Annotated in this window: 24 protein-coding genes; 8 read left to right on the plus strand and 16 right to left on the minus strand. The window is 45.9% G+C overall.

Translation table 11 applies throughout. The annotated features are described in order from the left end of the window. Positions 1 to 94: 94 nt before the first annotated feature. From JCM12308_RS26375 to JCM12308_RS26390, 3 genes are all read left to right on the plus strand, one after another. Positions 95 to 1,738, plus strand: a complete 1,644-nt coding sequence (locus JCM12308_RS26375; protein ID WP_128647516.1) for a putative Ig domain-containing protein — start codon at positions 95 to 97, stop codon at positions 1,736 to 1,738. Between the two features lie 267 nt (positions 1,739 to 2,005). Beyond that, positions 2,006 to 3,928 carry an RHS repeat-associated core domain-containing protein gene (locus JCM12308_RS26385; protein WP_054785645.1) on the plus strand — a complete coding sequence of 641 codons (1,923 nt, stop codon included), beginning with the start codon at positions 2,006 to 2,008 and terminating at the stop codon, positions 3,926 to 3,928. Next, entirely contained in the window at positions 3,925 to 4,497 is a 573-nt protein-coding gene (locus JCM12308_RS26390) for a hypothetical protein (RefSeq protein WP_054785646.1), read from the plus strand. The genes JCM12308_RS26385 and JCM12308_RS26390 overlap by 4 nt, the downstream gene beginning before the upstream one ends. Positions 4,498 to 4,788: 291 nt before the next feature. Here the strand turns inward: JCM12308_RS26390 and JCM12308_RS31115 are convergent, their stop codons facing one another. The 7 genes from JCM12308_RS31115 to JCM12308_RS26415 form a co-directional block, all read right to left on the minus strand. Continuing rightward, complete coding sequence (locus JCM12308_RS31115) at positions 4,789 to 5,130, minus strand: hypothetical protein (RefSeq protein ID WP_054785647.1); 342 nt, start codon at positions 5,128 to 5,130, stop codon at positions 4,789 to 4,791. A 212-nt stretch (positions 5,131 to 5,342) separates the two neighbouring features. After that, positions 5,343 to 7,082 (minus strand): hypothetical protein, encoded by a 1,740-nt coding sequence (locus JCM12308_RS26400; protein WP_208978962.1) that lies wholly within the window; start codon positions 7,080 to 7,082, stop codon positions 5,343 to 5,345. Then, the gene (locus JCM12308_RS31120) at positions 7,079 to 7,858 is read right to left on the minus strand and encodes a hypothetical protein (protein ID WP_208978963.1); all 780 of its coding nucleotides are present in this window, start codon (positions 7,856 to 7,858) and stop codon (positions 7,079 to 7,081) included. Before JCM12308_RS31120 ends, JCM12308_RS26400 begins: the two co-directional genes overlap by 4 nt. Positions 7,859 to 8,611: 753 nt before the next feature. Beyond that, positions 8,612 to 9,967 carry an Nramp family divalent metal transporter gene (locus JCM12308_RS26405; RefSeq protein WP_244272036.1) on the minus strand — a complete coding sequence of 452 codons (1,356 nt, stop codon included), beginning with the start codon at positions 9,965 to 9,967 and terminating at the stop codon, positions 8,612 to 8,614. Positions 9,968 to 10,176: 209 nt separating this feature from the next. After that, positions 10,177 to 10,380, minus strand: a complete 204-nt coding sequence (locus JCM12308_RS33185; RefSeq protein ID WP_128647520.1) for a DUF2147 domain-containing protein — start codon at positions 10,378 to 10,380, stop codon at positions 10,177 to 10,179. Beyond that, on the minus strand, positions 10,370 to 10,621 hold the full coding sequence (locus JCM12308_RS26410; RefSeq protein ID WP_054785648.1) for a DUF2147 domain-containing protein: 252 nt from the start codon (positions 10,619 to 10,621) through the stop codon (positions 10,370 to 10,372). The genes JCM12308_RS33185 and JCM12308_RS26410 overlap by 11 nt, the downstream gene beginning before the upstream one ends. 91 nt (positions 10,622 to 10,712) lie before the next feature. Next, entirely contained in the window at positions 10,713 to 11,174 is a 462-nt protein-coding gene (locus JCM12308_RS26415) for a DUF2147 domain-containing protein (RefSeq protein ID WP_054785649.1), read from the minus strand. Positions 11,175 to 11,548: 374 nt separating this feature from the next. On the opposite strand from JCM12308_RS26415, the gene JCM12308_RS26420 reads away from it, so the two are divergent. Together JCM12308_RS26420 and JCM12308_RS28080 are read left to right on the plus strand one after the other, a co-directional pair. Beyond that, a complete protein-coding gene (locus JCM12308_RS26420; RefSeq protein WP_054785650.1) occupies positions 11,549 to 12,010 on the plus strand; it encodes an Lrp/AsnC family transcriptional regulator in 462 nt (153 codons plus the stop codon). 187 nt (positions 12,011 to 12,197) lie between these two features. Further along, a complete protein-coding gene (locus JCM12308_RS28080) occupies positions 12,198 to 12,548 on the plus strand; it encodes an aquaporin (protein WP_128647521.1) in 351 nt (116 codons plus the stop codon). A 100-nt stretch (positions 12,549 to 12,648) separates the two neighbouring features. On the opposite strand, the gene JCM12308_RS26425 is transcribed toward JCM12308_RS28080, so the two are convergent. The 8 genes from JCM12308_RS26425 to JCM12308_RS26460 form a co-directional block, all read right to left on the minus strand. Then, entirely contained in the window at positions 12,649 to 13,887 is a 1,239-nt protein-coding gene (locus JCM12308_RS26425) for a His-Xaa-Ser system-associated MauG-like protein (RefSeq protein WP_054785651.1), read from the minus strand. Then, on the minus strand, positions 13,871 to 14,266 hold the full coding sequence (locus tag JCM12308_RS26430; protein ID WP_208609295.1) for a TIGR03982 family His-Xaa-Ser system protein: 396 nt from the start codon (positions 14,264 to 14,266) through the stop codon (positions 13,871 to 13,873). Before JCM12308_RS26430 ends, JCM12308_RS26425 begins: the two co-directional genes overlap by 17 nt. Further along, positions 14,241 to 14,795, minus strand: a complete 555-nt coding sequence (gene hxsA, locus JCM12308_RS26435) for a His-Xaa-Ser repeat protein HxsA (RefSeq protein WP_054785652.1) — start codon at positions 14,793 to 14,795, stop codon at positions 14,241 to 14,243. Before hxsA ends, JCM12308_RS26430 begins: the two co-directional genes overlap by 26 nt. Positions 14,796 to 14,805: 10 nt before the next feature. Beyond that, positions 14,806 to 15,891: a His-Xaa-Ser system radical SAM maturase HxsC gene (hxsC, locus tag JCM12308_RS26440; protein ID WP_054785653.1), complete on the minus strand. Its 1,086-nt coding sequence runs from the start codon at positions 15,889 to 15,891 to the stop codon at positions 14,806 to 14,808. A gap of 193 nt (positions 15,892 to 16,084) precedes the next feature. After that, on the minus strand, positions 16,085 to 17,302 hold the full coding sequence (locus JCM12308_RS26445; RefSeq protein WP_244272037.1) for a radical SAM protein: 1,218 nt from the start codon (positions 17,300 to 17,302) through the stop codon (positions 16,085 to 16,087). Beyond that, entirely contained in the window at positions 17,299 to 17,595 is a 297-nt protein-coding gene (locus tag JCM12308_RS26450) for a hypothetical protein (protein WP_054785654.1), read from the minus strand. Before JCM12308_RS26450 ends, JCM12308_RS26445 begins: the two co-directional genes overlap by 4 nt. Before the next feature lie 327 nt (positions 17,596 to 17,922). Then, positions 17,923 to 18,147, minus strand: coding sequence for a hypothetical protein (locus JCM12308_RS26455; protein ID WP_054785655.1), 225 nt, complete (start codon positions 18,145 to 18,147; stop codon positions 17,923 to 17,925). Positions 18,148 to 18,327: 180 nt separating this feature from the next. Then, positions 18,328 to 19,089 (minus strand): HNH endonuclease family protein, encoded by a 762-nt coding sequence (locus JCM12308_RS26460; RefSeq protein WP_054785656.1) that lies wholly within the window; start codon positions 19,087 to 19,089, stop codon positions 18,328 to 18,330. Between the two features lie 18 nt (positions 19,090 to 19,107). Here JCM12308_RS26460 and JCM12308_RS26465 point away from each other — a divergent pair, with 18 nt between their 5' ends. Next, positions 19,108 to 19,356 (plus strand): hypothetical protein, encoded by a 249-nt coding sequence (locus JCM12308_RS26465; protein ID WP_054785657.1) that lies wholly within the window; start codon positions 19,108 to 19,110, stop codon positions 19,354 to 19,356. A 286-nt stretch (positions 19,357 to 19,642) separates the two neighbouring features. Here JCM12308_RS26465 and JCM12308_RS26470 read toward each other — a convergent pair whose 3' ends face one another. Continuing rightward, positions 19,643 to 20,353, minus strand: coding sequence for a helix-turn-helix transcriptional regulator (locus JCM12308_RS26470; RefSeq protein WP_054785658.1), 711 nt, complete (start codon positions 20,351 to 20,353; stop codon positions 19,643 to 19,645). Between the two features lie 657 nt (positions 20,354 to 21,010). On the opposite strand from JCM12308_RS26470, the gene JCM12308_RS28085 reads away from it, so the two are divergent. Beyond that, the gene (locus JCM12308_RS28085) at positions 21,011 to 21,709 is read left to right on the plus strand and encodes an acyl-homoserine-lactone synthase (protein ID WP_128647518.1); all 699 of its coding nucleotides are present in this window, start codon (positions 21,011 to 21,013) and stop codon (positions 21,707 to 21,709) included. Between the two features lie 93 nt (positions 21,710 to 21,802). Further along, a partial coding sequence (locus JCM12308_RS26480; protein ID WP_164845372.1) for an FG-GAP repeat protein occupies positions 21,803 to 23,489 on the plus strand: 1,687 nt, incomplete at its 3' end.

Genomic DNA, 23,489 nt, shown 5'->3' on the forward strand with positions numbered 1-23,489 from the left:
TGACACCCTCAATGGGGCAGCTGGCAATGACAATCTACATGGTGGCAAAGGCAATGACACCTTTGTCTTTGAAGGCACCAGCTTTGGCCGTGATGTGATTGAAGACTTTGCCTCTGGGGATGCGATCAAACTGGATGGCACCCTCTTTGGCGGTCTGCCCCAGGTGCTGGCTAATGCCAGTCAGCAGGGCAGCGACACGCTCATAGCAGTCAATGACAACAGCACTATCACTTTAAAGAAAGTGCAAAAGTCCACTCTGCATGCCAATGACTTTGTCTTTGCAAACCAGGTAAACTCAGCTCCGGTTCTGGCAAGCACCATTCCTGATCGCAGTGTCAATGAAGACAATGCCTGGAGCTACACCATTCCAGCGGGCACCTTTACCGATCCCAATGGCGATGCACTAACGCTGAGCGCAAGACTGTCCAACAACAACGCCCTGCCGTCCTGGCTCAGCTTCAATGGCTCAAAGTTCACCGGAACACCACCGGCCAACTACAACGGGCAGATCCTGATCAAGGTCACAGCCTCTGATGGCAGCAAGTCTGCTTCCGATGTCTTCAAGCTAACGGTCAAGGGCATTAATGACGCCCCTGTCAGGGCAAAGACTATCCCTGACCAAACTGTCAATGAGGACAGTGCCTGGAACTACACCATTCCAGCGGGTACCTTTACCGATCCTGATGGCGATGCGCTGACGCTGAGCGCAAAACTATCCAACAACAACGCCCTGCCGTCCTGGCTCAGCTTCAATGGCTCAAAGTTCACCGGAACTCCGCCGGCCAACTACAACGGGCAGATCCTGATCAAGGTCACAGCCTCTGATGGCAGTAAGTCTGCTTCCGATGTCTTCAAGCTAACGGTCAAGGCCATTGATGACGCCCCTGTCAGGGCAAAGACTATTCCCGACCGCAGTGTCAATGAGGACAGTGCCTGGAACTACACCATTCCAGCGGGTACCTTTACCGATCCTGATGGCGATGCGCTGACGCTGAGCGCAAGACTGTCCAACAACAGTGCCTTGCCGTCCTGGCTCAGCTTCAATGGCTCAAAGTTCACAGGAACACCGCCCTTGGGTTCAGCGGGTGAGCTGAACATAAAAGTTGTAGCAACAGCAAGGGGCAAAAGTGCTGAAGATACATTTAAGCTCACTATAACATCTGTTAACCAAGCGCCAGAATTACTAAAAGGAATTGCGGATCAATACTTTATAAAAGGAGGATTATGGGCGCTCACCGTCCCGCTTGATACCTTCACAGACCCTGATGGCGATTATTTGACACTGACAGCCAGACTTTCCAGCAATCAGGCACTACCATCATGGTTGAGTTTTAATGGAAAAGCGTTTCTTGGCCGCGTCCCCACAGGAGCTGCGAGTAGGTTGGCGATTAAGGTCATCGCCTCAGATGGTAATCGAACAACCTCAGATACGTTCGATTTGCATTTATCAAACTCAAAACAGCAGAGTCTAAGCCAAACTGAGCTGGAGGGGCTAGCTCTGGAGGTGATTTACAATGGGCAAGAAGAGATCTTCGGTCCAGATTCCACTGCAGTTGACTTCGACTTTGCTGAGGAAGTTCTTGGATCATTTATTATGGAGTTTTTGGGCTCTGAACCTTCAATAATACAGGATGCTTTATATTTACACATGCCGCTTTTCGATCAAGGTCATAACGGGCTAGAGTTTATGATTGAGGTTTTGCGTTTCTTAGATCTGCAAGATGAAATAAGAACCTAGAGGCGACAGTTTCATATTGGGCGAGTGAATGCCTAAATCCTAATTAACTTAACACTATCCCAGCGACTGCCACTTTCTCCTTCTTTGGAGGGATGGCACGAGCTGAAAGAAAAGCAAATGATATACTGTCAATTTTTACGAGCATTGAGGCCAGGAACTGGTAGCTCTGCTGCTTCCTTGGTTTCTCAAACTCACGGCTCTTCAAAAAAACTACTTTTTGTCTCCCTATGCGCACGACCGCTTTTGCAAGGTTTAGTGGGAGCAACAATGTTGTCTGCAATAAGCTTAGCAGCTAATGCTGCTGCTTTGCCTCAGGCTAGTCAAACCAGCTTTACCACTTACATTTATGATGAGGCTCGTGCAGGCTATCACAATATGAGTCAGCTCACGACAGTCAGTAACGAGCATGCCACCATCTACTATGACTACAACAGTCATGGTCAGAAGGTTCGCGAACGCTACGTCATTGATGGGCAAACCTATACCCGCACATTTAGCTACGACGTTAGCGATAAGCTAAGAGCACGAAGCTTCTCAGATGGAGAAACCTGGCCCCCTGCGGGAGCTCAGTATCAGTATGATACTGCTGGCCGCTTAAGCGGTATCCCCGGTGCGATTGAGCAGATCCATTACTCGCCAGATTCTGAGATCGCGCAGGTGGATCACACTAACGGCACTCAGACTAAAAATACCTATGACCTGCAACGTAAATGGTTACTGGGAACCAAGCTGAGCAAGGGTGCGCAGGTTCTGTTTGAAGAACAATATACCCGAGACACTGTTGGCCGCATTGCCAAGATCAGGTCCAACCGGGCCAATGGCAACTGGGACTATACCTATGATGGCATTAATCGGCTTACAGCAGCGACCAATGTAGGCAATAGCTTACTGTCTCGTACCTTTACTTACAGCCCATCTGGCAACCTGACTTTTAAAAGTGATGTGGGAAGTTACACTTACCCAGCTCCAACAGCATCGCGTCCGCACGCGGCCACCACGGCAGGGGGATGGTCATTCGACTATGATACCAACGGCAACATGGTCTCGGGTAAAGGCCGCGCCATCCAATATGATGGTCAGGATCGTCCAGTCCTAGTCACCATGGGCGGTGTTACCACTCAGTACGTCTATGGACCTGACGACAAGCGTTTAAAGAAGATCTCTGGCGGTCAGACCACGCTTTACTTAGGCGATGATGAAGAGATACTTCCCGATGGAACGACACTAAAGCACCTGGATGGCGGCGTGCGCAGGGCAGGAAACAAAACCAATTGGATCCACCGCGATCACATGTCCTCTGTGCGCATGCTTACTAACGCCTCGGGTACTGTGGCTGCCATCAGCCGCTACCAACCTTACGGCAAGCGCACAGATGTGCAGCAAGCTGCAGATACTCCACGTGAAAGCAAAGGTTGGATTGGAGAACGCGACGATCCAGAAACCGCTCTCACATATCTCAATGCCCGCTACTATGATGCCGATCTTGCCCGTTTCATACAGTCGGATTGGTTCGATCCACTAGATGCAGGGGTTGGTACAAACCGATATGCTTACGCCCTCAACAATCCAACTTCATATAAAGATCCATCTGGGAATGCCATCGAAACTGTATGGGATGCATTCAATGTTTCACTGGGGGTTGTTTCATTTGCTGGGAATGCGGCTGTTGGAAACTACTGGAGTGCTGCCCTCGATGCTGCTGGCGTCGTATTTGATGGAGCCGCTACTAGCGTGCCGGGTGCACCTGGAGGAGCCGGGTCAGCAATAACAATAGGTAGGATTGCAACAGCAGCCAATGGAGTTCGTCAAAACGCGCAGAAATTTGGCGCAACCTTTAACAGTACAAAAGTGTCTCAGCTTACTACTAAAATATCCTCCAAAATCGAAGGGAATCTTGATCACTTGTCTACTAGTGATCTGATTGGAGCTGTTGGGGACATCCTTGGGAACCCGGTAACGATCAACGGTAAGACATATGATCACCTTGATGAGGTGAACAATGCTGTAAATGGATTAAAGAACCAAGTTAAGAGTATACAAAAAGTATTAGGTCGAGATGATCTTACAGATGCACAAAGGAATGCGGCTGTAGAACTTTTAGCCTCGACCTCTAATCACATTGATCGCGTCGAAAAAACGCTAGATACTGCCCGTCAAGTCGTTAAACAGGTAACAGAGCTTATAGAATGAACAACTTCCGAGATACTTATTTAAAACTAAAGTCTGGAGTTCAACTAACAAAAGAGGATATTGCTGCAATAAGAGCGGCTGTCTTTGGACGAAGTGAAGTACTCTCTGATTATGCGATTCTTTCTTTTGGTCTTAGCGAGCCCAAAACTACACGGAATCTAGGAAGGTTAAAGGAACTCGCAGAAGTTTATATCAATCAAAGAGATGATGATCTTCTAAAAGCCTGTCTAACCGCCGGATGTATCTACTTCAACTCACCGCAATATTTTGTCGACATCTCTCAGAAAGTTCTGGAGGAAGAAGACATGTATTTGTTTGAAGACTCATCATTTGTTGCGGGTACATGTATATCAAAGCAGGCTAGAATGGAGCGCAGTATTGAACTGCTGTCTGCTTTGACTATGTACGCTAAGAAATCTCTCGATAAAGACGAAATGATTTTGTGTGAAAGTTTGACCCGCTCAGCTTTAGAGTCTGCAACAGGGTCAAAGTGCATTACATCAAAAGAAGTCAAGCAATTTATGGATCACGCAAAATTGGATTCGATTGAGTTTGACATGAATATATAATGTTTTTCTGAATAGCCCAGTTTGCTCCCCATTGAAGCTGAGCCAGGATGGCAGAGTACTGTTGTTGGACAGTTCAGCTGTCAGCGCTAGCGCATCACCACCGGGAAAGGTGCCTGCAGGAACGAAGTCGCTCCAGGCACTGTACTCGTTGACACTGCGATCAGGAAGAGTGGTTACCAGAACCGGAACTGAGTTTACCTGGTTTTAAAGATGCAGTTATTGGTATGCGGGTCGGACTTTTGCACCTTCATTAAGATGATGGTGCTGTTGTTGTTAACTGCCGTGAGTGTGTCACTGCCCTGTTGACTGGCATTTGCCAGCACCTGGGGCAGGCTGCTCAAAGGTGTGCCATCCAACTTGATCGCATCCCCCTGTTCCAGATCCTGCAGCAAGGTCCTCAATGACAACGCTGCCGAAGCTGCTGCCTTTGAAGAGGAAGGTGTCCTTGCTAGAGCCGCCGTAGTCCCAAAAGGTGTTGTTGCTCACCTTCCCGGTTAGTGTTTTAACACGATCACGGGTCCCCATAACACATTCAATAGAGATGCGGGTGTCGTTAGCCGCATCCTTAAAACTCAAGTGCCGTACAACCACTTCAAACGCCTGTATGCTCTTTAGAGAAGGGATCTGGGGCATGGTACTCAAACGCTCTGATTGTTAAGAGTTGTCAGGGAGGCGTATAATGTAGTTTCGCGTAGATACCAGTCAACAGTTGGAACTTGAGATTAGTTTTCTCCAAAAGGTCTCTTAAGATTGCGACATAGTAGCCGTGTTGACTTTGCTTGCAACAATCAGATGTTGAGCAAAGTCGGTTACTTAATTTAAGCTGTTTTTACTTATTAGGATCGTTAAGTGCGCACCTGAAACTTCTTCGCCAGCACCTTCACAGCAGCATCCGTACTCAGCCCTGCGATGGCCTGGATCTGTGCGGCATCATCAAAGAAGCATTTCATCACGGCGATGGCAGGCGATCGATCCCAATGCGCCATATCCACTTGCGCGATCTCAGTCACCAGCCGCTGATGGAACCGGTTGAGCGCAAACTTTGTGCTGTGCTTGGTCAAAGCATCAATGGCGTGTTTCTTGATCTCAGCTTCCACCGTGCTCCGCCGCATTGAGTTCTCCTGCCCCGCATCTATGCGGTTTTTGTGTGCGTACTTGCGCATAGCCTGCAGATCGCCAGCTATCACCTTTTGCAGCTGCTTGCTTTTATCGTGATGGGTGCCCCACTTGATCAGCCTTGCTCCAGTCATCGTGACGCTCCCCAGCACAAACCCACCACCAATTGCAGCTCCAACGGGCCATGTCGCCGCCGCCACACTAGCAGCAAGGACACCGCCTGTCGCAGCTGTCACAACTCCAGCCACACCGGAAACTGTGAGCGCAGCAAAGCCTAACCCATCAACGGCAGAAAGTGCAGCTTGGCCAATTTTGGTGTTTCGCGCACGGGACTGATTATCGGCAATCGTCTTCGTAATCATTGCCAGCTCAGCATCCCGTGCCTGGGATACTTTCCGTGATCCCTCCAGGCCGGAAACCGGGACCTCCTGCCGTTCTGAAAACAGCCGGTGTAAGGCTTGTGCTTTATTGCCGGTCTGATGATGCTTGAAGGCACGGATAGCCGCTATACTGGTGCCATATGCAGATAATCCGAAAGCAAGTCCCCCAGCGCCAGCGCCAACAATACGAGACGCATAGTCGAGCCCTTGGGTAACCAGAGAAACACCCTCAACGTTGGAAGAGAGCGCTCTTTCAATTATGGCTAATCCATTAGAGATCAAAGCGAGACCACGGATTTCAGCCGACAGAATGTTGACGTGCATCTGGGTCTTGTAATCACTGCGCATGGCCTTCGCCAAAGTGGCATTTTTGCCGTAGTTCGCAACAAGACCCGTCAATGCCTTATGCGCCTTGTCCGCATCCTTCATCCGCAGCTTCAGCGCACCATCCAGATGATCTAGAGCCCCTTCCAGATGCGCAGCCTCACTGGCAGAACTTTCTCCATAAGTCAGCGCCACCTGATTATGCAGAGCAGTCAGCCGCACCACCTCATCAGCAACCCCCTTCTCCACTCTGATATAGGCTTCTAAGGCAGACTTCGCAGACGCTGACAAATTGGGAAACAAACCATTCAGCACAACACCAAGGCCCTGCTTCGTGATTTTGCCCGCCTGAACAGCCTGCGCCAAGGAGTCCACCAATGTCAGCGGAGAAACATCGCTCTTCTGCACATCCTTGACCATGCGCGACAAGGCCACCAGCTCGGCAATATCTTTCTGTGCCTCAAGAAACTGCTTGGCTTCAGTACGATACGTATGAAGCGCGTTGTCCGCTGCCTTCATGCTTGTGTAAGCGGATCGCGCAGAAATCAGGCTCTGAATTACGCACAGAGTATAGAAAAAGCCGGAGAATCCAAAGCGACCATAAGCAACACCATCAGTGATCGGCACCTCTGTCCGGAAGATCTCTTCCCGCCCATTCACCGCAGCATTGATCAGCGGCATCACATTATGCGGAAACTTACCCAGTCCATTGCGCACCAGACCTTCTGTCTGCACACCTTCCGCAATCGCACCGCGTGCCGTCACGCGAGAGGATGATAGCCCCCCTCTTCTCCACTGGCAGTTTCAATAAGCTTAGCCGTGCTGACTTGACGCCACTCTTCCTGCCCCGCCCGCAGCAACGACTGCGCCCGGCCTCCGCTCAGCGCCCGATCCAGTGCTGGCTGATACTCTTTCAGATGCCCTTCCAAATCCTCCAGGACTGGCCGAAGCACCTCAACCGTGTCACGGCCTGCTGCTGAACCACCAGCCACCCCGTTCAGATGCTCCACCAAAGCCGTCTTGGTTGTTTCCTGTTCCGGCTCAGCAAATGAGACGGACACCAACTGCTTCTGTAGGTCTGCCGCTCGTTCTTTCGTCAATAAGCTCGGATCTTTTGCAAATGCCTGCAGAGTCTGAAACACCCGATGCTCACTGCCAACACCGGCGGTCTTATTTCCAAACCGAGTCTCCCCGCCCAAAACATCCCGCTGTACAGGCTGTAGCTTAAGGCGCGCATCCAGCAGCGCTCGCTCCATGGAAGAGAGAGGCGGCCCGTTCCGTTCTGACTGTGCTGCTTGCCCGGACAGGTCGGAAGACGGAACAGACCGCAGATGAAAACTCGCCATGGAAACAGCCCGCAGTGGCTGAGGAACCCGTCTTTCCTGCCCGTCGGCAACCGGCACTACTGACAACCGATAGGGCATCCGTGCCGATTGGGTACTCCGGCTCTTTGAAGCCGTATGCACTCCTGCCTGATCGGCAGGCGGTGTCACGTTAGGGCTGGGTGTGCTGACTTGCGATGTTGTCCTGGTAATCGTCATATTGGTGTTTCTTTCAGAGCAACACGTGCTCCGAGGTCCATTGGCCTTCTGCTCCACCAGCATCATATAGCGAATGGCGAAGCTGCACGCCTCGCCAACAAAGCTTCCATCAGATGCTCAGTGGGATCAATTATGTGAACTAGGAGTTGTTGGCGTACTATGTAATTCTATCGTGCATCTGGAACAGGCTAATGTAGGGAGGCTCCCTCCAGATGCATTAATAGAAGTTGTAGTTGCTGCAAACTTCTTCACTTAAAAACTATGAAAATGAGAGCAACTTTTTGTGCTCAAAAGCACTGGATTGGAGAACTGTTAAAAAATAATTCTGTTAAAATGGTAAATGATGAAGTTTAATTATCCTTATCTGAAGTTGTAGCCCGATTGCACTTGATTGAAAGCCTAGTAGTTACTTGATAAGTTGCCATCGAGTTGGGCCTCCTTCACCCTTCCGAGCAAAAGTATTAATAAGCCTTCAGTTCAATTTTTTTCATCACCTAGTAAACTGATTTACTGGGTGACAAATTGCTAGATGCTGCCAGTTAGAACCTTCAGATTGAAAACCATGCTGTCGGCCAGTGACTTACAATAGTACCGCTGTTCAACGAAACTGCTTAATGGATGGACAAGGTCGAGATATCTTAGGGTCGACTCCTACCCTAGAACTAAAACAAATGTTGAGTTCAGCTGCAGCAAAATAGTTGGTGTACTATTTGTGCTCTAGCGAAAGGGTTCTAACCCCGTTCTAAGTCTAACTTATACGAAGTAAAGGGGAACAGGGACACCGAATACGTCCGCCAACAAGACAAAATTTAAACCAAGAACAATGCCAGTCCCCAAGATAGCCCAAATACCAACAAATGGAGTGATAGCATAGTTGTTCATAATTGACTTGCGTGTCACAAAAAAAATCAAAGCAATCATAGGGACGGGCAGTGTGATTGAGAGAACAACCTGACTAAGAACAAGTGCTTGGGTTGCGTTTACTCCAAAAACAACAATGACAAAGGCGGGTATCATTGTGACGAGTCGGCGGATCCATATTGGTATTTTATACTCTAAAAATCCTTGCATAATCATTTGCCCAGCCATAGTTCCGACAACAGAACTTGAAACACCAGACGTGATCAAAGACGATAAGAACACAGCCGCTGCAGCGCCTCCGAGCAATGGCGTAAGCAGGTGATACGCGCTTTCAATATCAGCAACATAGCTAAAGTCGCTATGAAACGCCCCAGCTGCTAGGATCACCATAGCTATATTGACAAAGCCAGCCACACCAAGTGCCAAAACAACTTCAATGTTTGTGAACTTCAATAACCGTTTGCGATGATCTTCATTCCGGACAATGGCACGATCGATCGATAAATCAGAATGCAAGTAAATAGCGTGTGGCATGATGGTTGCTCCAATGATGCCAACTACTATTGTTAAAGCGTCTAGGTCCGGAACTGTTGGAATAAAGACATTGTCAAAAACGCTTTTCCAACTGACTGGAACGATCAATAGTTCAGTTAGAAAGCAGAGTGTAATAATTATCACCATGAATGCGATTATTAACTCTGTTGGCCTAAAGCCAAAACGATCAAATGTTAGTATCAAATAAGTAATAATTCCTACCATTGCCATAGCCTGAAGTATTGGTATGTTTAGTAGGAGAGATATGCCAATCGCCCCACCTAGAAATTCTGCAAGATCGGTTGCCATGGCAGCAAGCTCACTTGCGAACCACATAAAAATAACGATGTGAAATGGGAATGTTATTCTGCACAACTCAGCTAGATTTTTCCCTGTCACGATGCCTAGTCGTGCAGACAAACCTTGAAACAACATAGCTATTAGGTTGGCAAGAAGTACGACCCATAACAGCTTATAGCCATACCCCGCTCCCGCTTGAATATTGGTGGCATAATTTCCTGGATCAACATAAGCAATGCTTGCGATAATAGCAGGGCCCGCAAACAAGAACTTGCTCCATAGACTACGACGCTTGCCTACCAAGACGGCTGTCAGTTCCTGTCTAGTTTTTTCTGTTAAGGACATACCCTTTGTTCTCTTTAAAAGCTCAATGCTAGGAGTGCCTTTGGGAGGGGTTAAAAGATAAATTTCCAATGGTATTGATATCTTGAACGTGTTGAGTCTGTGCTCCACAGGGTCGCTTTTTCAAAGTGAGGGCGATTAAGTAACGTATTGTCGAATGCCTAAATATCTTTCTAGGTTGCGATATCACAGCACAAGTTTTGTCCCATGTGCCGTGTATCGGAACATGACGTTCGTGGATTTTATCGTTTCAAAAGAACAATAGTGAGGCCAAAGAAAGACTAGGCTACTCCATCAATTAGAATTGCCTTTTCGACGCGTGTCCAAAAGTCAATTTTGATGATGTCGGAACCTTTGAAAGTATCAATTTGCAAAGTGCGTTTGCCTCGTAGTGTAATAACACTTGAGTACACATTACCATCTTCAATGTCTAAGACCTGGCCAGTCCAACTAAGGTGATCGCTTGGAATGAAATCACTCAGAATTCTGCAACCTTCTAAGTTTTTTTTTGCGTTGTTTCACCTTATGAGTTTGGGTGTAATTAAACACTGATTGTGTTTTTACGATTGAACCACATAGCTTTGCGCCGCAGTCTGCGATTTCAATGAGTCTCCAATCACGATCTCTTACCTGGAGCCAGGATCCTTCCGGTGTATCGGTACTTTGACCGAGTGCCACGGCTAGAAAAAGTGGGGAGCCAAACAGCTGCTCAAACTGATCTGTCATACCTTTTGTCCTTAATTTTTATTTCTTCGGTGAGAAACCACAGGCCAGAAATGGCCTGTGGGGCAGACTAATTAGCTAAAGTGAAACAGAGTTAGCTTTTCTTATTGTTGTTGGGAGAGGACTGGATTAGCGGAGCCTTTATTGTTCGCGTCCAGAGTTCTGTCTTGCAAAAACCGCCATCTCTGCAACTTGCGACTTTCAAAGTTCTAGGATCTTTTAATGAAAGAACAGATGTGTAGTTTTTCCCATCCTCTGAGTCATAGAGCTTTCCAGTCCACTGCCGACCGTTTGGTGTTTTCAAATCGGAGAGGATTGAGATACCTTCCAGATCGCGGTCATGCATGCTTTGATCATCATTCAGCAGGTCTTTTTGTGGCAACTCCATTTTGAGGATAGAACCGCAAAGTTTGTCTTTACATTCTTCAATTGAGATGAGTGTCCATCCTTCTTTCCCATTACGTAGCCAATCCCCGATAGGACTGTTATCGGGCTGTGCAAAGGCGCTTGTTAAACAGAGTGTAACAGCAAAGAGCATTGCTATTATTTTCTTCATGTTTTTATTCCATTAAGATTACAGACCACCACCTCTCACCCTTCAAGAGTATGTTGCCGCAAGACTGTCATTGAGATTTTTCTGAAGAAAATCACCCACAGGAAGCAAAATAAGAGAGGCAACCTGTGTCACTCAGCTTATTCAGTCTTCCTGACATAAGAGATTCTGTAAAACTGCTCTGGATTAAATCAGAGGATAGAGTTTGCTTTTGGTAACTGAGGCACTTTTTCTCCTAAATTCAGCCACTAAAATTTAGCAAAAAACAAGTGAAAGGTGCTCTCTAATTTATCTATTTTGAGAGTGTCTTATCTAATGAATGCCCTGCCTTTTAAAAAATCATCTCTACAATCCCCCTTAATTCGGAAGAGTGTTTTATGGTGAGTGACCTAGAACTGAGAATCTTGCGGAAATTACAAGCAGATGGCCGGATGACTAATGCAGCTCTAGCCGAAGCAGTCAACTTAAGCGCAGCGTCATGTCACCGGTATAAGCAAAAGCTTTTGCAGGATGGACTTATTTCAAGCATAAGAGCACACGTGCGACCAGAAGCAGTTCACTTATCAACGCTCGTAATGGTTGGGGTCGTGCTTGATCAATCTACGCAAGAAAGTCTTAGCGAGTTTGAAAAAGCCATATGTTGTAATGAACTTAAAGGAGTTTTGGACTGTTATCTTGTGAGCGGTGAGTATGATTACATCCTTAAAATTAGGGTACGTGATATCGAAGCCTTCAATCGACTACACGCGAACCATCTGATCAGACTTCCTCGAGTGTCACAATTGCGTACTTTCTTTGTACTCAAAGCAGTTAGGGACAATGAGCTCCTGCCTTTTTGATCTCTCACAATACAGCTTTATCTTTTGTAATACATATATCAGTTCTACTTATGCCAGAAGTTGGAAACTGTGCTTGGTCTTCCCCTAATGACTTAGCAATGCTTGCTTAAGGCAATTATTAGATTGCAGGTTGCCGTAAACGTAAGTTGGCAATGGCTCAGGTGCTCATTTCAATCCATCGGTAACCATTGGCCTTTGGGCCGCAAAGCGGTTCCCAACCGCAGATGTAATCCACTACATCATCGCAATCCCGATTTCCGACGCATCCTTTAACCCGGCCCGCTCTACCGCAACAGCTATCGTCAATGGTGGTTGGGCTCTCGAGCAGCTCTGGATGTTCTGGTTTGCCCCAATCGTTGGCGCTTTAGTCGGAGCGCGGTCTGCTGGATCATTAGCATTTGTGGGCCTAAGAACGCAGATTGACAAAGTGGTGCATTCTCTTAACGCTGCTCGTATCAAGGCGCGGATGGCTGGGAAGTCTGATCATGAAAGAAGGGCTGGTAAAATCCAGTCTTTTTTAACTTGCAGTCCGATCTAAGTGTTCCTCTTAAGAAAAACAGCGCATGATACTATTGGTAATCGCCTACCATAGAGACCATATTGCATGAGATTATTGTCAAAATCATAACCTGTATTACTCACTCTAGCTCCAAAACTGACATTTGTGCTTCAAACTCTAATGTCCCCAAGAAGGTGATCAAGTTTTCAATATCGTCCTCATTGAGCAACTCAGGTTTGAACGTTTCATTGCTCCATACTGATAAGCGCTTGTAAAATTCTGCTCTACTACGGCTATCATCTCTTTCGGATTGGTAATCTTTCAAGGGATCAAAGTGATAAATAATCGCATCTTTCAATGAAGTTACCGCACCTGAATGCGAGTAAGGTGCTGTTTTGGCTACATTATAAAGAACAGGTGTCCGGAACTTATAGATCTCTTCTGCGTTAAGCGTTGTATTGAAGCGGCCATAATCAACGCCATAACCGTTCTTACCAAAGCCGATCTGCGGAAAAGGTATGGCGTGAAACTTCATATCTGAGAAGTATGGTCCTTTGTGACAACCACTGCATCGTCCTTTGCCATAAAAGACGAGACCACCCTTCAACTCTGCTTCTGTTAGCGCACCGTTCTCAAAAACAAATTTTGAAAACTTTGTTGGCTGTAACTTGAAGTTCTCACGGATGAATGCAGCAATTGCTTTGGCAAGGTGTAAGAAGGTAACTTCGCGTACTTCAGGATATGCAACGGCAACTTCCTGTGCGAGGCGGCTATCACTCAAAATCCGGGCTGTCAGTATCTTATACAAAGCTGTTGCAGAACCAACCGACTCTGTTTCGAATATCAAGTTCTCCTTGCTGTCGCGCAGCATTTCATCAAGTTCAGCTGGTGGCAAATGTACAGCAACGACAAGCGGGTCATCTGAAGGTTTAGAGTCTCCGAACTGACTGCTGATCTGTTGATCGCTCTTATCAACTTTGCCATCCCAGAAGAAACGATCAAACTCCAAGCCGCCGACCCCCCAAAGTGCCAATGTATTGCGAGGAATAATTGCTCCTTCGCTTCTTAACCTGCGCTCGCCATGACCAACTCCACCCACTCCGATCGCATTAGGTAGACCATCTGCAGAACCAAAGCGGTCCAAGTGGCAAGAGGCACACGCAGTATCCTCATTCAGTGAAAGAAGCTTACTCTCAAACAAGAGTTTGCCAACTTTTACTAGTTCGAGGTTTACAGTCGCATGTGTTTGCTCAGGCTTAACAAAGCCGTTCTCAATTGCCGCGTTTCTTAGAACTGCCTCTCTTAAAGGGCTTGCAAAAGATGATGTGCAAATCGAAACACATATTGCTGCAGCAATGTATTTAATAGCGAATTTCATGGACTTTAATCACGTGCTTTAAGTTACCACCACGCTCTTCAATGGATGACAGAACCATCTCGCTAACTTCGTTTTCTGTTAGCCCCCATTTGATGAGTGACTTTCTCTTTAAGTCATAGTCCTGGCAATCGATCAATGCGATCTCGGCAGCTTGCAGATTTGCTACATTAGCCTCACTTGGTGTCTGAGATAGGATTTGCTCAGCAACAAAATGGCTTCGCATCGCGTTGTCACACTCAAAAGAGAGCTTAGAAAACTCGGCTTGGTTCATCGCAATAAGAGCGCTCTTCCAGATAGGCTTTGCAATAATCGCTGTCCCAACACCAGCTATGAAAAAAGAGAGCGCAACTATGCTAGTTGGCAGCAATCCCAAGCGCATTCAGGACCTCCGTGTTGATTGTTCCTGTCACTTGGATTCTTGATGCTTTTTGAAACTTGGAGATCGCGGCTCGGGTCTGCGGTCCTACAATGCCATCAATGGTGCCGGTGTAATAGCCTTTTAAGAACAGCGCAGCTTGAACCTTTCTCGCGATCATCAAAAACTTCTCGGAGTTTCCTGGTAATGTCTTTTTCTTTGCCGCAGAAGGCAAACTTGGAAGAACTGAAGATGGCGGCGTACTTTGAATGTTTCTTGATGAAGGAGCAGGGTAACTTGGGGCCGGGGCTACTCTTTTAGGCTTGTAGATATACCCCCCACCGGAAGAAGACCGATGACTGGAATGAGAACGGTGGCTGGAGTGCGAACGATGTCCTGCGAGATTGTAGATATGGTTCAACTTCAATCGTTCTACAGCTCCGGGGATTTCAGGCTCTAAGTCTGTGTGAGCCGTGTTCACCGCAGCATTCCCTTCTGAAACAGGGAACCCGGCAGCAACTAGAGAGGGGATGAGAAATTTTCTAAGTTTCATAGTTCACCTATCAATTCGGACAAATATTCTCAAATCCATGATCTTCGGGATACCACTCGAAAAAGCCACCACATTTCGTTTGATCAGTGCAATCTGAGCATTGTGGCAGAAACTTTTGCTTCCAATCTGATATGGCTTGATGGGAGTAGTTCCGATACTTCGAAGGGATGGTACACCTTGGGAAATTATAAAGCGCAACCTCTAGACCTGATCCTAGCACTAAATCCATCGCAGATGAGATCGGTTTGAAGTCCAATGAGTTATCATAGAACTGCTTATTCCAGTTCTTTCGTGCGAACCCGATGTTTTCCATCTGCATTAATGCCCAAACAGAGGCAAATGAGATATCCTTAGATATAAAGGATGCGAGACTTAGAAGCTTCTCGACATTTTCCCGCATCAAAACGGTTCTAAGCTCCACAGAACTGCCAGCCTGACCGAGAATAGCCAGATTGCTACAGAGCCTTTCATATGCTCCAGGTTTGCCTACGATCAGGTCATGAGTTGCGGCGTTTTCTGAATATAGTGGAACTCCCCACAATACTCTTCTGAACAAACTGCTACTTAGAACCGGAAGGTCAGCTCTACTGAGGTGCTGACCATTGGTCAGAACATGGAACTTAATGTCTGACCGCTCTTGCAAACACTCAGTCATCATGTTGAACAATCTTGTTTTGTGTAGCAAAGGCTCTCCCCCTGAAACACCTATTGTTGCATCAGCGGGGGCAAGTTTGACAGCAGTTGCAAACTGGTCAAACAGGTCAAAATGATGTTTTTTGGGAGGCTGCGAACACATCAAGCATAACTGATCGCATTGCTCGGTAACTAGCAGCGTGTTGTGTTTAGAGTTAGCCCGAATTAAGCGGTGTACAGATCGCCCATCTGGCAGAAACATAACGACATCGCCATCGATGCTCTTCACATCTTCTATCTCTAATGCAAATGAGAAGCCATGGAAGTCAAACTCTGCAACTCCTTCTGCAGTTGAGAGTAAGCATGCCTCATGTTGGTTTGCATGATCAATGTGGCTACGTAGTCGCACGACCAATGGTTCATTTAAAGGTAAGCCGGAAGTTTTTATGCGGAGCGCGATCATGGGCACTTCCTCACCAACTCAGTTGAAAAGTTTGGAACTCCCAACCACAGGCCAATCGAATGCCGCGTCTTCTCATCCTTGTCCAGGATCAGCTCAAATAGAAAATCGAACAGGCTCATATGTTTGCGACAATAATCCGTATCTATCTTCGGAACGTCGACGCGACCATATCGAGATAAGTCATCAATCAAATCTACCCACAATAGGGCTTGTAAGCGCAATGAACACAGTCTGGAGCATTGTCATTGAGTGATAGCTCATTGAGGCTAGATAGCAGCTCGAGATCCAAGCCATCTTCGATATGACCGACAGCAAGATTAATGTTGCCAGTTCTTGTCAGCATTCGCGCTTCGTCTGTGGGATAGAACTGACCATCATAATCGATCAGAACATAGTCAGATCCCAAAATGTTGGGATTTCTAATATCAACATGACCGTTTGCAGTACCAAGAAACACACGGCGAAGAAGGTGAGAAAAATAGAAGTCTTCTATCCAGTCTTCATGCTGCCAGTTGTACTCAATTAGCTTTTGAATGAAGGCTTTATGATACATCGTCCAAGGGTCAACTGACCCTGTTGCATCATGTTTTTTTCGAGCAAACCCATGATGGTTAATGGGTCTAAGGAAAATGGATCGCATTCCAAGCTGAGCAAAGTTAGAAATTAAATCGCTCACGTCGGGGAGATTCTGCACGTCCAATGTGGGCAGCACCGAAACGCGTTCCTCACCACAAACAGAGATTGCCTTTTCCAAGTTCTTTATGAAGAGCTCAGTTGTGGCATTGTCCTTTGTTCTTTGCCTCTTATGATTGTGAAAAGAACCATCGAAGGATGTACTTATTTGGGTGTCGTTTGCCTGAAAGAAGGCCCATGCCTCATCTGAGACATTCTGTAAGTTCGTGCAGACTACGAACTCAGAGGTATCAAAATTAGAACGACAAAATGATCTAATTTCTTGCAAGATATCAAGTCTAAGGAGCGGCTCTCCTCCTTGAAATTCAATCTTGATGTTATCCGTTTCCAGCGAGCTCAAAAAATCTTTAACTGACTTAAGTGTTTGCGCAGACCAATCAAATCCAGGTGCATTCTCAGCTACCCTGGATACCTGGCAATAAGAGCAATCTAGATCGCAGCGGAGGGTTGGAACAACTACAACATAGCCTAGTTGATTAGAGACATATGAGCGTTTTAGCCACCGATTTGCAAACCCAATGCTCGGTAGGTCACCGAGCCGGCTGTACGTAAAGCCGGATCTCGTGAGGATATGCCTGTCTTTTTCGGTAATCTGTTGTGCCACATACCGATCAATCAAAGTTTCTGAGCCATAAAGAAAATCGCCAGCATCATTAGTGATCACGTACTGGCTAGTGGGCAGCCTTCTGAAACGAATGGGTACCAATGCTTGGTTCACGACAACACCTGCAAAAGCGATTGGCGAAGCTGGGTGGAATCTGCCCTCATTTTCTCTCGATAGAGCGTGTGGCTTACTTCTCTTTTCAGCGTTTGTTTTTTGTGCTCACCGATGGATCTAAAGACAATGCTTGTATCGTGGAGCTCGATTTCCAACTCAGGATAAAGATAAGTAAGTCTGAGATAGGCATCGTCTTTAACCGGCAAAAACGTTTCAGGTATTTTGATTTCGCACTGTACTGTCATAACTACTTCAAACTCTAGCGCCCAATTGTCGGCGGTACTCGCAGGCATTGTGCGCTCATTTACAAATAGAATAAAATGAAAATTTTGGAGTCAGTTCCGTATTGTGTCGCTTGCAACCTCATAGTGAAATAAAGAATTTTGTCTTTACCCAAAAGCGTTTAAGTGTAATGTTCAAACCAAACACATCGATTGTTAAATAAAAATTAGATTAGTATTGTTGGTTAACTTGCTTTATTACCGATATCAACATGTACTAAATGAGATGAAAACTTTCTTGAGTAAATTAATCAGCTCAAAGAAGAGAAGTAATTAGTACGTTCAAAGGTTATCAGTTTTAGTAAGAAAGCTATCCCGCCGCTTGATAGCTGGGTCTAATTAGTTCAGTTCAAAAATACCTTGGATTAGGCTGAATAAAACTATCTCTTTCCCTTCTAGGGCAGCATATGCTGTTTTGCTCAAGGGAGCCGTTTTTAAATTGAGGAAAGCTCGCTCCATTTCGCGTTGCCCTAGTTGCATGAGAATTTCTTTTGCCTTTTCAAGGGCCTTGTCTTCAGTATTGCCAATTCCAAAAGCACTCTTCTTATAATAAGCGATGTACATAATAATCTCCTATTAGCATGTGAGTAATTTTCTCACACTCGTAGTAGGAGAGGTTTCTTCGAGCTCGTTCACCCGAGAGTTTTGCCCCTGATCTTTGTGCATTGCATTTGAAGTTGCATGCATGTGTAATCAGGGGCTGGTAATGAGCACCTATGGCGATTTTGCAGCGGAAAATCTACCTCATTTACAGATTTGGTCGCGTAACGAGTTGAAACGCAGTGCTTCATCTGAAGATAGGTTCAACTTGTACAGAACCGTAATACGCTTAAATCGAGTAATGTATTCACAATGAAACTTCTTGTTAGGTGGTAGCCATTTGAGCGGACCCAAAGCCCCCTTTTCTCTGTTTACGGATGCTTGGACTGCAAAGAGGTTTCTCATGTCATTGGCGAACGCCTTTCGTTTTTCTACATTCCAAGAAACGGCCCCATGGTCCCAAGCCCATTTTAGTGGGACCAAATGATCTACATCCATGTCTTTTGCGTCTAAAAACACTTTGTTGGTGTATGGATCTAGCCAACGGCCATGAATGACACGGCACCCAGCTGCATTATATGTGGGAGCCACGCTGCTGATCTCTGCTAAAAGCTCATGTCTGGTGTTTTGACAATCACCATCCTCATCCCCCCAAGCCCCAAAAAGTTCTCTGTTGTAAGTGCTCTTTGAGGTGTTTTGAAGAGTTTTGCTAGACTGCTTTACAGATGCTTTTAGATGACCTGATGGTCTATAGTTTTTCGGTAGCCGTCCTTTTTCAAGGCATTCTGCCAAGCTATTATATGGCTTAAAGTGTTTGGTTCGGCTGTAGTATTGACTATCTGGTGCATGACAGATGCCGGATTTGGACAACTTTACAACCACTTCGCTTTGAGCAAAGGTTAATCCCAAAATTATAAACGCAAAACAGGCGAACACTGTTTTGATAGTTGCGGCAATAGGTTTCATGAAACTCAAATCTCCTGAATGGATCACTTGGCCGACAACTACCTTGGTGGCATTATCGGCGCAAAATCAATCGAAAGTTGCTTTGACCGAGTTTTCATCAAACTTTGGGTGGAGGGCCAAATGAGCAATGAGCGAGAATACACCTCTAGGCGTTGGACTTATGGTTTGCTTATTCTGGGGGCCGTTATGGGGCTTTTGGGGCTCACTGTTTTAGTATTTGAGCCTGTTCAGTTGCTTTTGACCGAATTCCTAAAAGCTCAGGGGTGACTTAGAGAGGGGCAAAACACTCAGCCGCATCGACCGTTCACGTAGACTGGCAAAGGCCTGTTCTCTGCTAGAAAAGTCTGCCTTGCGATATTCGAGCAAACAAATAGATCTTACGAGCGGTAATACACATACCAATACAAGTTGGATCATTGATTGCAAGATGAGGGAGGGGTGGATTAGTGAACAGTCTAACTTACTCGTCGAAAAATGAAGACCTCGGTAATGGCCAGAGTCATGATGCCTAGATTTTATAGCTACCACGTGAGGTCAAAATTAGCATCACTCCCTAAAGTATTCCAAGCGAATGAGCTTTCGATACGGCTTGAGCTAGATTCGTACAGTTAAATTTTTGTCGAAGAGACTTCAGGTAACTACGCGTCGTATGCTCTGAAATGCCGAGTAAGATAGCGATTGTTTTATAATCCTTTCCAAGCGCGGTTAAGCTAAGACATTCAAGTTCCCGACGACTGAGAGGCGGAGCAGGATCAACCCCATCGTATAGTTCAATCAAAGCCTTTTGATGCAAGACATGAGATATCTCGCGCCAACAATTGCCGTTTTTGGCGATCAGTTTGTTCCAGATAAGAGTAGTAGAATTTGAGTTGATCGAGACAAGGGATTTTCTGCCTGATCTATCCATAACAGGTATTGAATACCCATTTTTCCCGATCCCAAACTTAATCGATTCTTCCATTAGAAAACGAGATTCAGGGAGGATTTCCAGATCACACCAGTTAAACGGTGAAGTTTGATTGAAGCCCTGTTTAACTACAGGGTCAATTTCGACGTAACCCTTCAGAATGTACTCTGAAATCCACTTTTTTGGATAAGTGGTTTTCAAATAAGGCATGTCCACATTTTGAGAGCGTGTTTGTGCCATATGTAAAGTTACATGAGCTACCTCATAGGCCGCCCGGAAAGCTTCAATTGCGCATTCCATAGACGACGATTCAAAGATTAATTTCTGTACTTCAATTGATGTTTTCCCTTCAAGCATTGGCGATCTCTTCCTTACTTGAAACTCAAACAAGCTATGCACGTTTTGTCGGTTACATGCATAAAACTTATCATCGTTGGATTGCTTGTAGCTTGCTGAGTTACCCTAGATGAAAGCATTGATGAAATAATATACGAGTAATATAAATCAGCAAATTCAAAATTATGGAATATAACAATATTGTGATGCGTATATATAATATATCTCATATTTAAACTGTAATTATTAAAAGGAAAATGAATGTGATGACTGTATGTTGTAAATATAGTTGATTTTTAGCATGGGTGATGAGGGGGCAATAAAGTAATGACATTAGGTAATGTAAGGAGTTTATTGAAACGAGTGGCCGGGCGTAGGTTATTTGTGCTGAATGCAAAAGTCTGACTTCTTGTTTTTAGGATTTTTGCCCAGCCAATTCTGAAAATGTTAAAACGCATTGCACTCCGAGTAATAGTGCTGCGAACTCTCCTCGTCATAGGATCCGCTAATTGCCCGTGTTGATCGCCTATTAAGTTAAACAGGTAGGGTTTTCCCTTATAAGTCCGTTGGAGGTCATCCCCCTCTTTTGAGGGACCTCATCTGGGCATCCACATGTGGGCGAATTTTCAGACACAGGAAAAACATTAAGCTTCCCTTAAAATAAAATAGGTGGCGAAAATGTTTTTCAAGGTTCAAAGCATCAACAGTAGTAATTGGTCACCGCTCGTTGAGAGTATGTTCAAGCTTCGAAAGAAAGTGTTTCATGATCAATTACAATGGAATGTGAATGTTGATGGTGATTATGAGTTTGATCAATACGATAATAATGATTGTATTTACTTTGTGTGGTCTGATGCAGAGCGATCTAAACTTTATGCCTCTGTTCGGTTGATACCAACTACAAAACCAACGCTATTGTATGATACATTCAGAAACAGCTTTCCTAAGTCCTTAAATTTAGCTGTCCCGGGTATCTGGGAAGCAACTCGTGCTTGTCTTGATCATAGTTTAATCAAGGCTGACTTTCCAGAAATGACCACTTCCTATGCATTTGGTTTGCTGACGTTAGCAACTTGCGAATGTGCTTATTTGGATGGGCAACACACCATTGTATCCAACTATGCGCCGCAGTTTAACCAAGTTTATTTGCGTGCTGGTGCGATGTTCTTGGAAGTTGGCCGGGCTGAAGGCTTTGGTGATGATCCTGTGTGCTGTGGGACTTTGAACATCTCAAGCTCTTCCATTCGCTATATGCAGCAAGTTCTCCAACAGCCTAAACCGCTTTATGAGCCATCTGCCTCATTAACTGCTCAGTACATTACCCCAAATGGATTTCATGCAGGCCACGTATCTGCTGGCAGGCATTTTCAAGCATGACCCTGACTTGATGTTTTGCCTTGTCGTGTCCGTTTCCGGAACTCAGGGCGTTTTGGCATCTATTCAAAGATGCAAAAAATGGAGGAAGAAAGAATGTCTATAAGATCATATAGGTTTGTCGGAACACAATCCACTGATCAAGCTGGAGTTAGTGTTTCTTCTGCAGGAGATGTAGATGGTGACGGCCGAGATGATGTCATTATTGGCGCCCACCTTGCTAATGGGGATGCGATCTTTTCCGGTGAAGCTTACTTGGTAACGGCTGCAGCTTTAGCTTCAGCAGACGCTGCTGATGGTGCAGTTGATGGTGTCATTGACCTAGAAAACATTAATGGGCTTGAGGGTTCTTATCGGTTCAGCGGTGTTGATAGCAGTGATTCAGCTGGAATTAGCGTGTCGTCTGTCGGTGATGTTGATGGTGATGGCAAAGACGACCTTATCATTGGTGCTAGTAGAGCAGATGGTGGTGGACGTACTTCTGGTGAGGCATATTTAGTAACAGCTTCAGCATTGTCTGCAGCAGATGCAGCTGACGGTACAGCTGATGGCAATGTCAATTTGGCTAATGTTAATGAGCAAACCGGTTCGTATCAACTAGTAGGAACCGAATCTCGTGATGGTGCCGGTGGAGCTGTTTCGTCAGCAGGTGACATTGATGGCGATGGTAAAGATGATCTCCTTATTGGTGCTTCAGATGCTAGCGATGGTGGTACATTTGCTGGAGAAGCCTATGTCTTGACGGCAGCTTCGCTGACTGACGCGGATGCAGCGGATGGCACAACTGATGGCATTATCGATCTAGATAATGTTAATGAGCAAACTAACTCCTACCAGTTTGTTGGTACTGAAGAACTAGATCGAGCGGGAGGTACAGTCTCGACAGCGGGAGATGTCGATGGTGATGGTAAAGATGATTTCTTGATAGGTGCTAGTGGAGCAGACGGCGGAGGCAACCGTTCGGGCGAAGTTTACTTAATAAATGCTTCGGACTTAGCTGCAGCAGATGCAGCTGATGGTACAACTGATGGCATCATTGATTTGGATAACATCAATGAGCAAACTAACTCCTATCAGTTTATCGGAACTGAAGCTAATGATAGGGCTGGTGGTGTCTCCTCTGCTGGTGATGTTGATGGAGATGGTAAAGATGATCTCCTCATTAGTGCTCATAACGCTAGTGGCGGTGGAAGGTTCTCCGGTGAAGTTTACCTCGTAAATGCTTCAGACCTAGCCGCCGCAGATGCTGCAGATGGCACAACTGATGGCGTCATTGATTTAGACAATGTCAACGAACAGACAGGCTCTTATCAGTTTATCGGTGCGGAAGCATCAGACCAGGCAGGAGTTAGTATTTCTTCTGCAGGCGATGTTGATGGAGACGGTAAAGATGATCTCATCATTGGTGCATTTACTGCAGATGATAATGGCTTTGAGTCAGGAGCAGCCTATCTTATGACAGCTAGTGGGTTGGCCGCCGCAGATGCTGCGGATGGCACTACTGATGGCGTCATTGATTTAGACAATGTCAACGAACAGACAGGCTCTTATCAGTTCATCGGAAGTGGGCCAGATGATGCAGCAGGACGTAGTGTGTCGTCAGCTGGCGATGTTGATGGTGATGGCAAGGATGATCTGCTCATTGGTGCATATTTTGCCGATGGTGGTGGAAATGACTCAGGTGAAGCTTATTTGCTAACTGCCAATACCTTGATTGCTGCAGATGCTGCTGATGGAACTATTGATGGGATTATAAACTTAGGAAACGCAGATATCGATATTC

Source organism: Pseudovibrio denitrificans JCM 12308, from assembly GCF_001310815.1.
GTDB classification, from domain to species: domain Bacteria; phylum Pseudomonadota; class Alphaproteobacteria; order Rhizobiales; family Stappiaceae; genus Pseudovibrio; species Pseudovibrio denitrificans.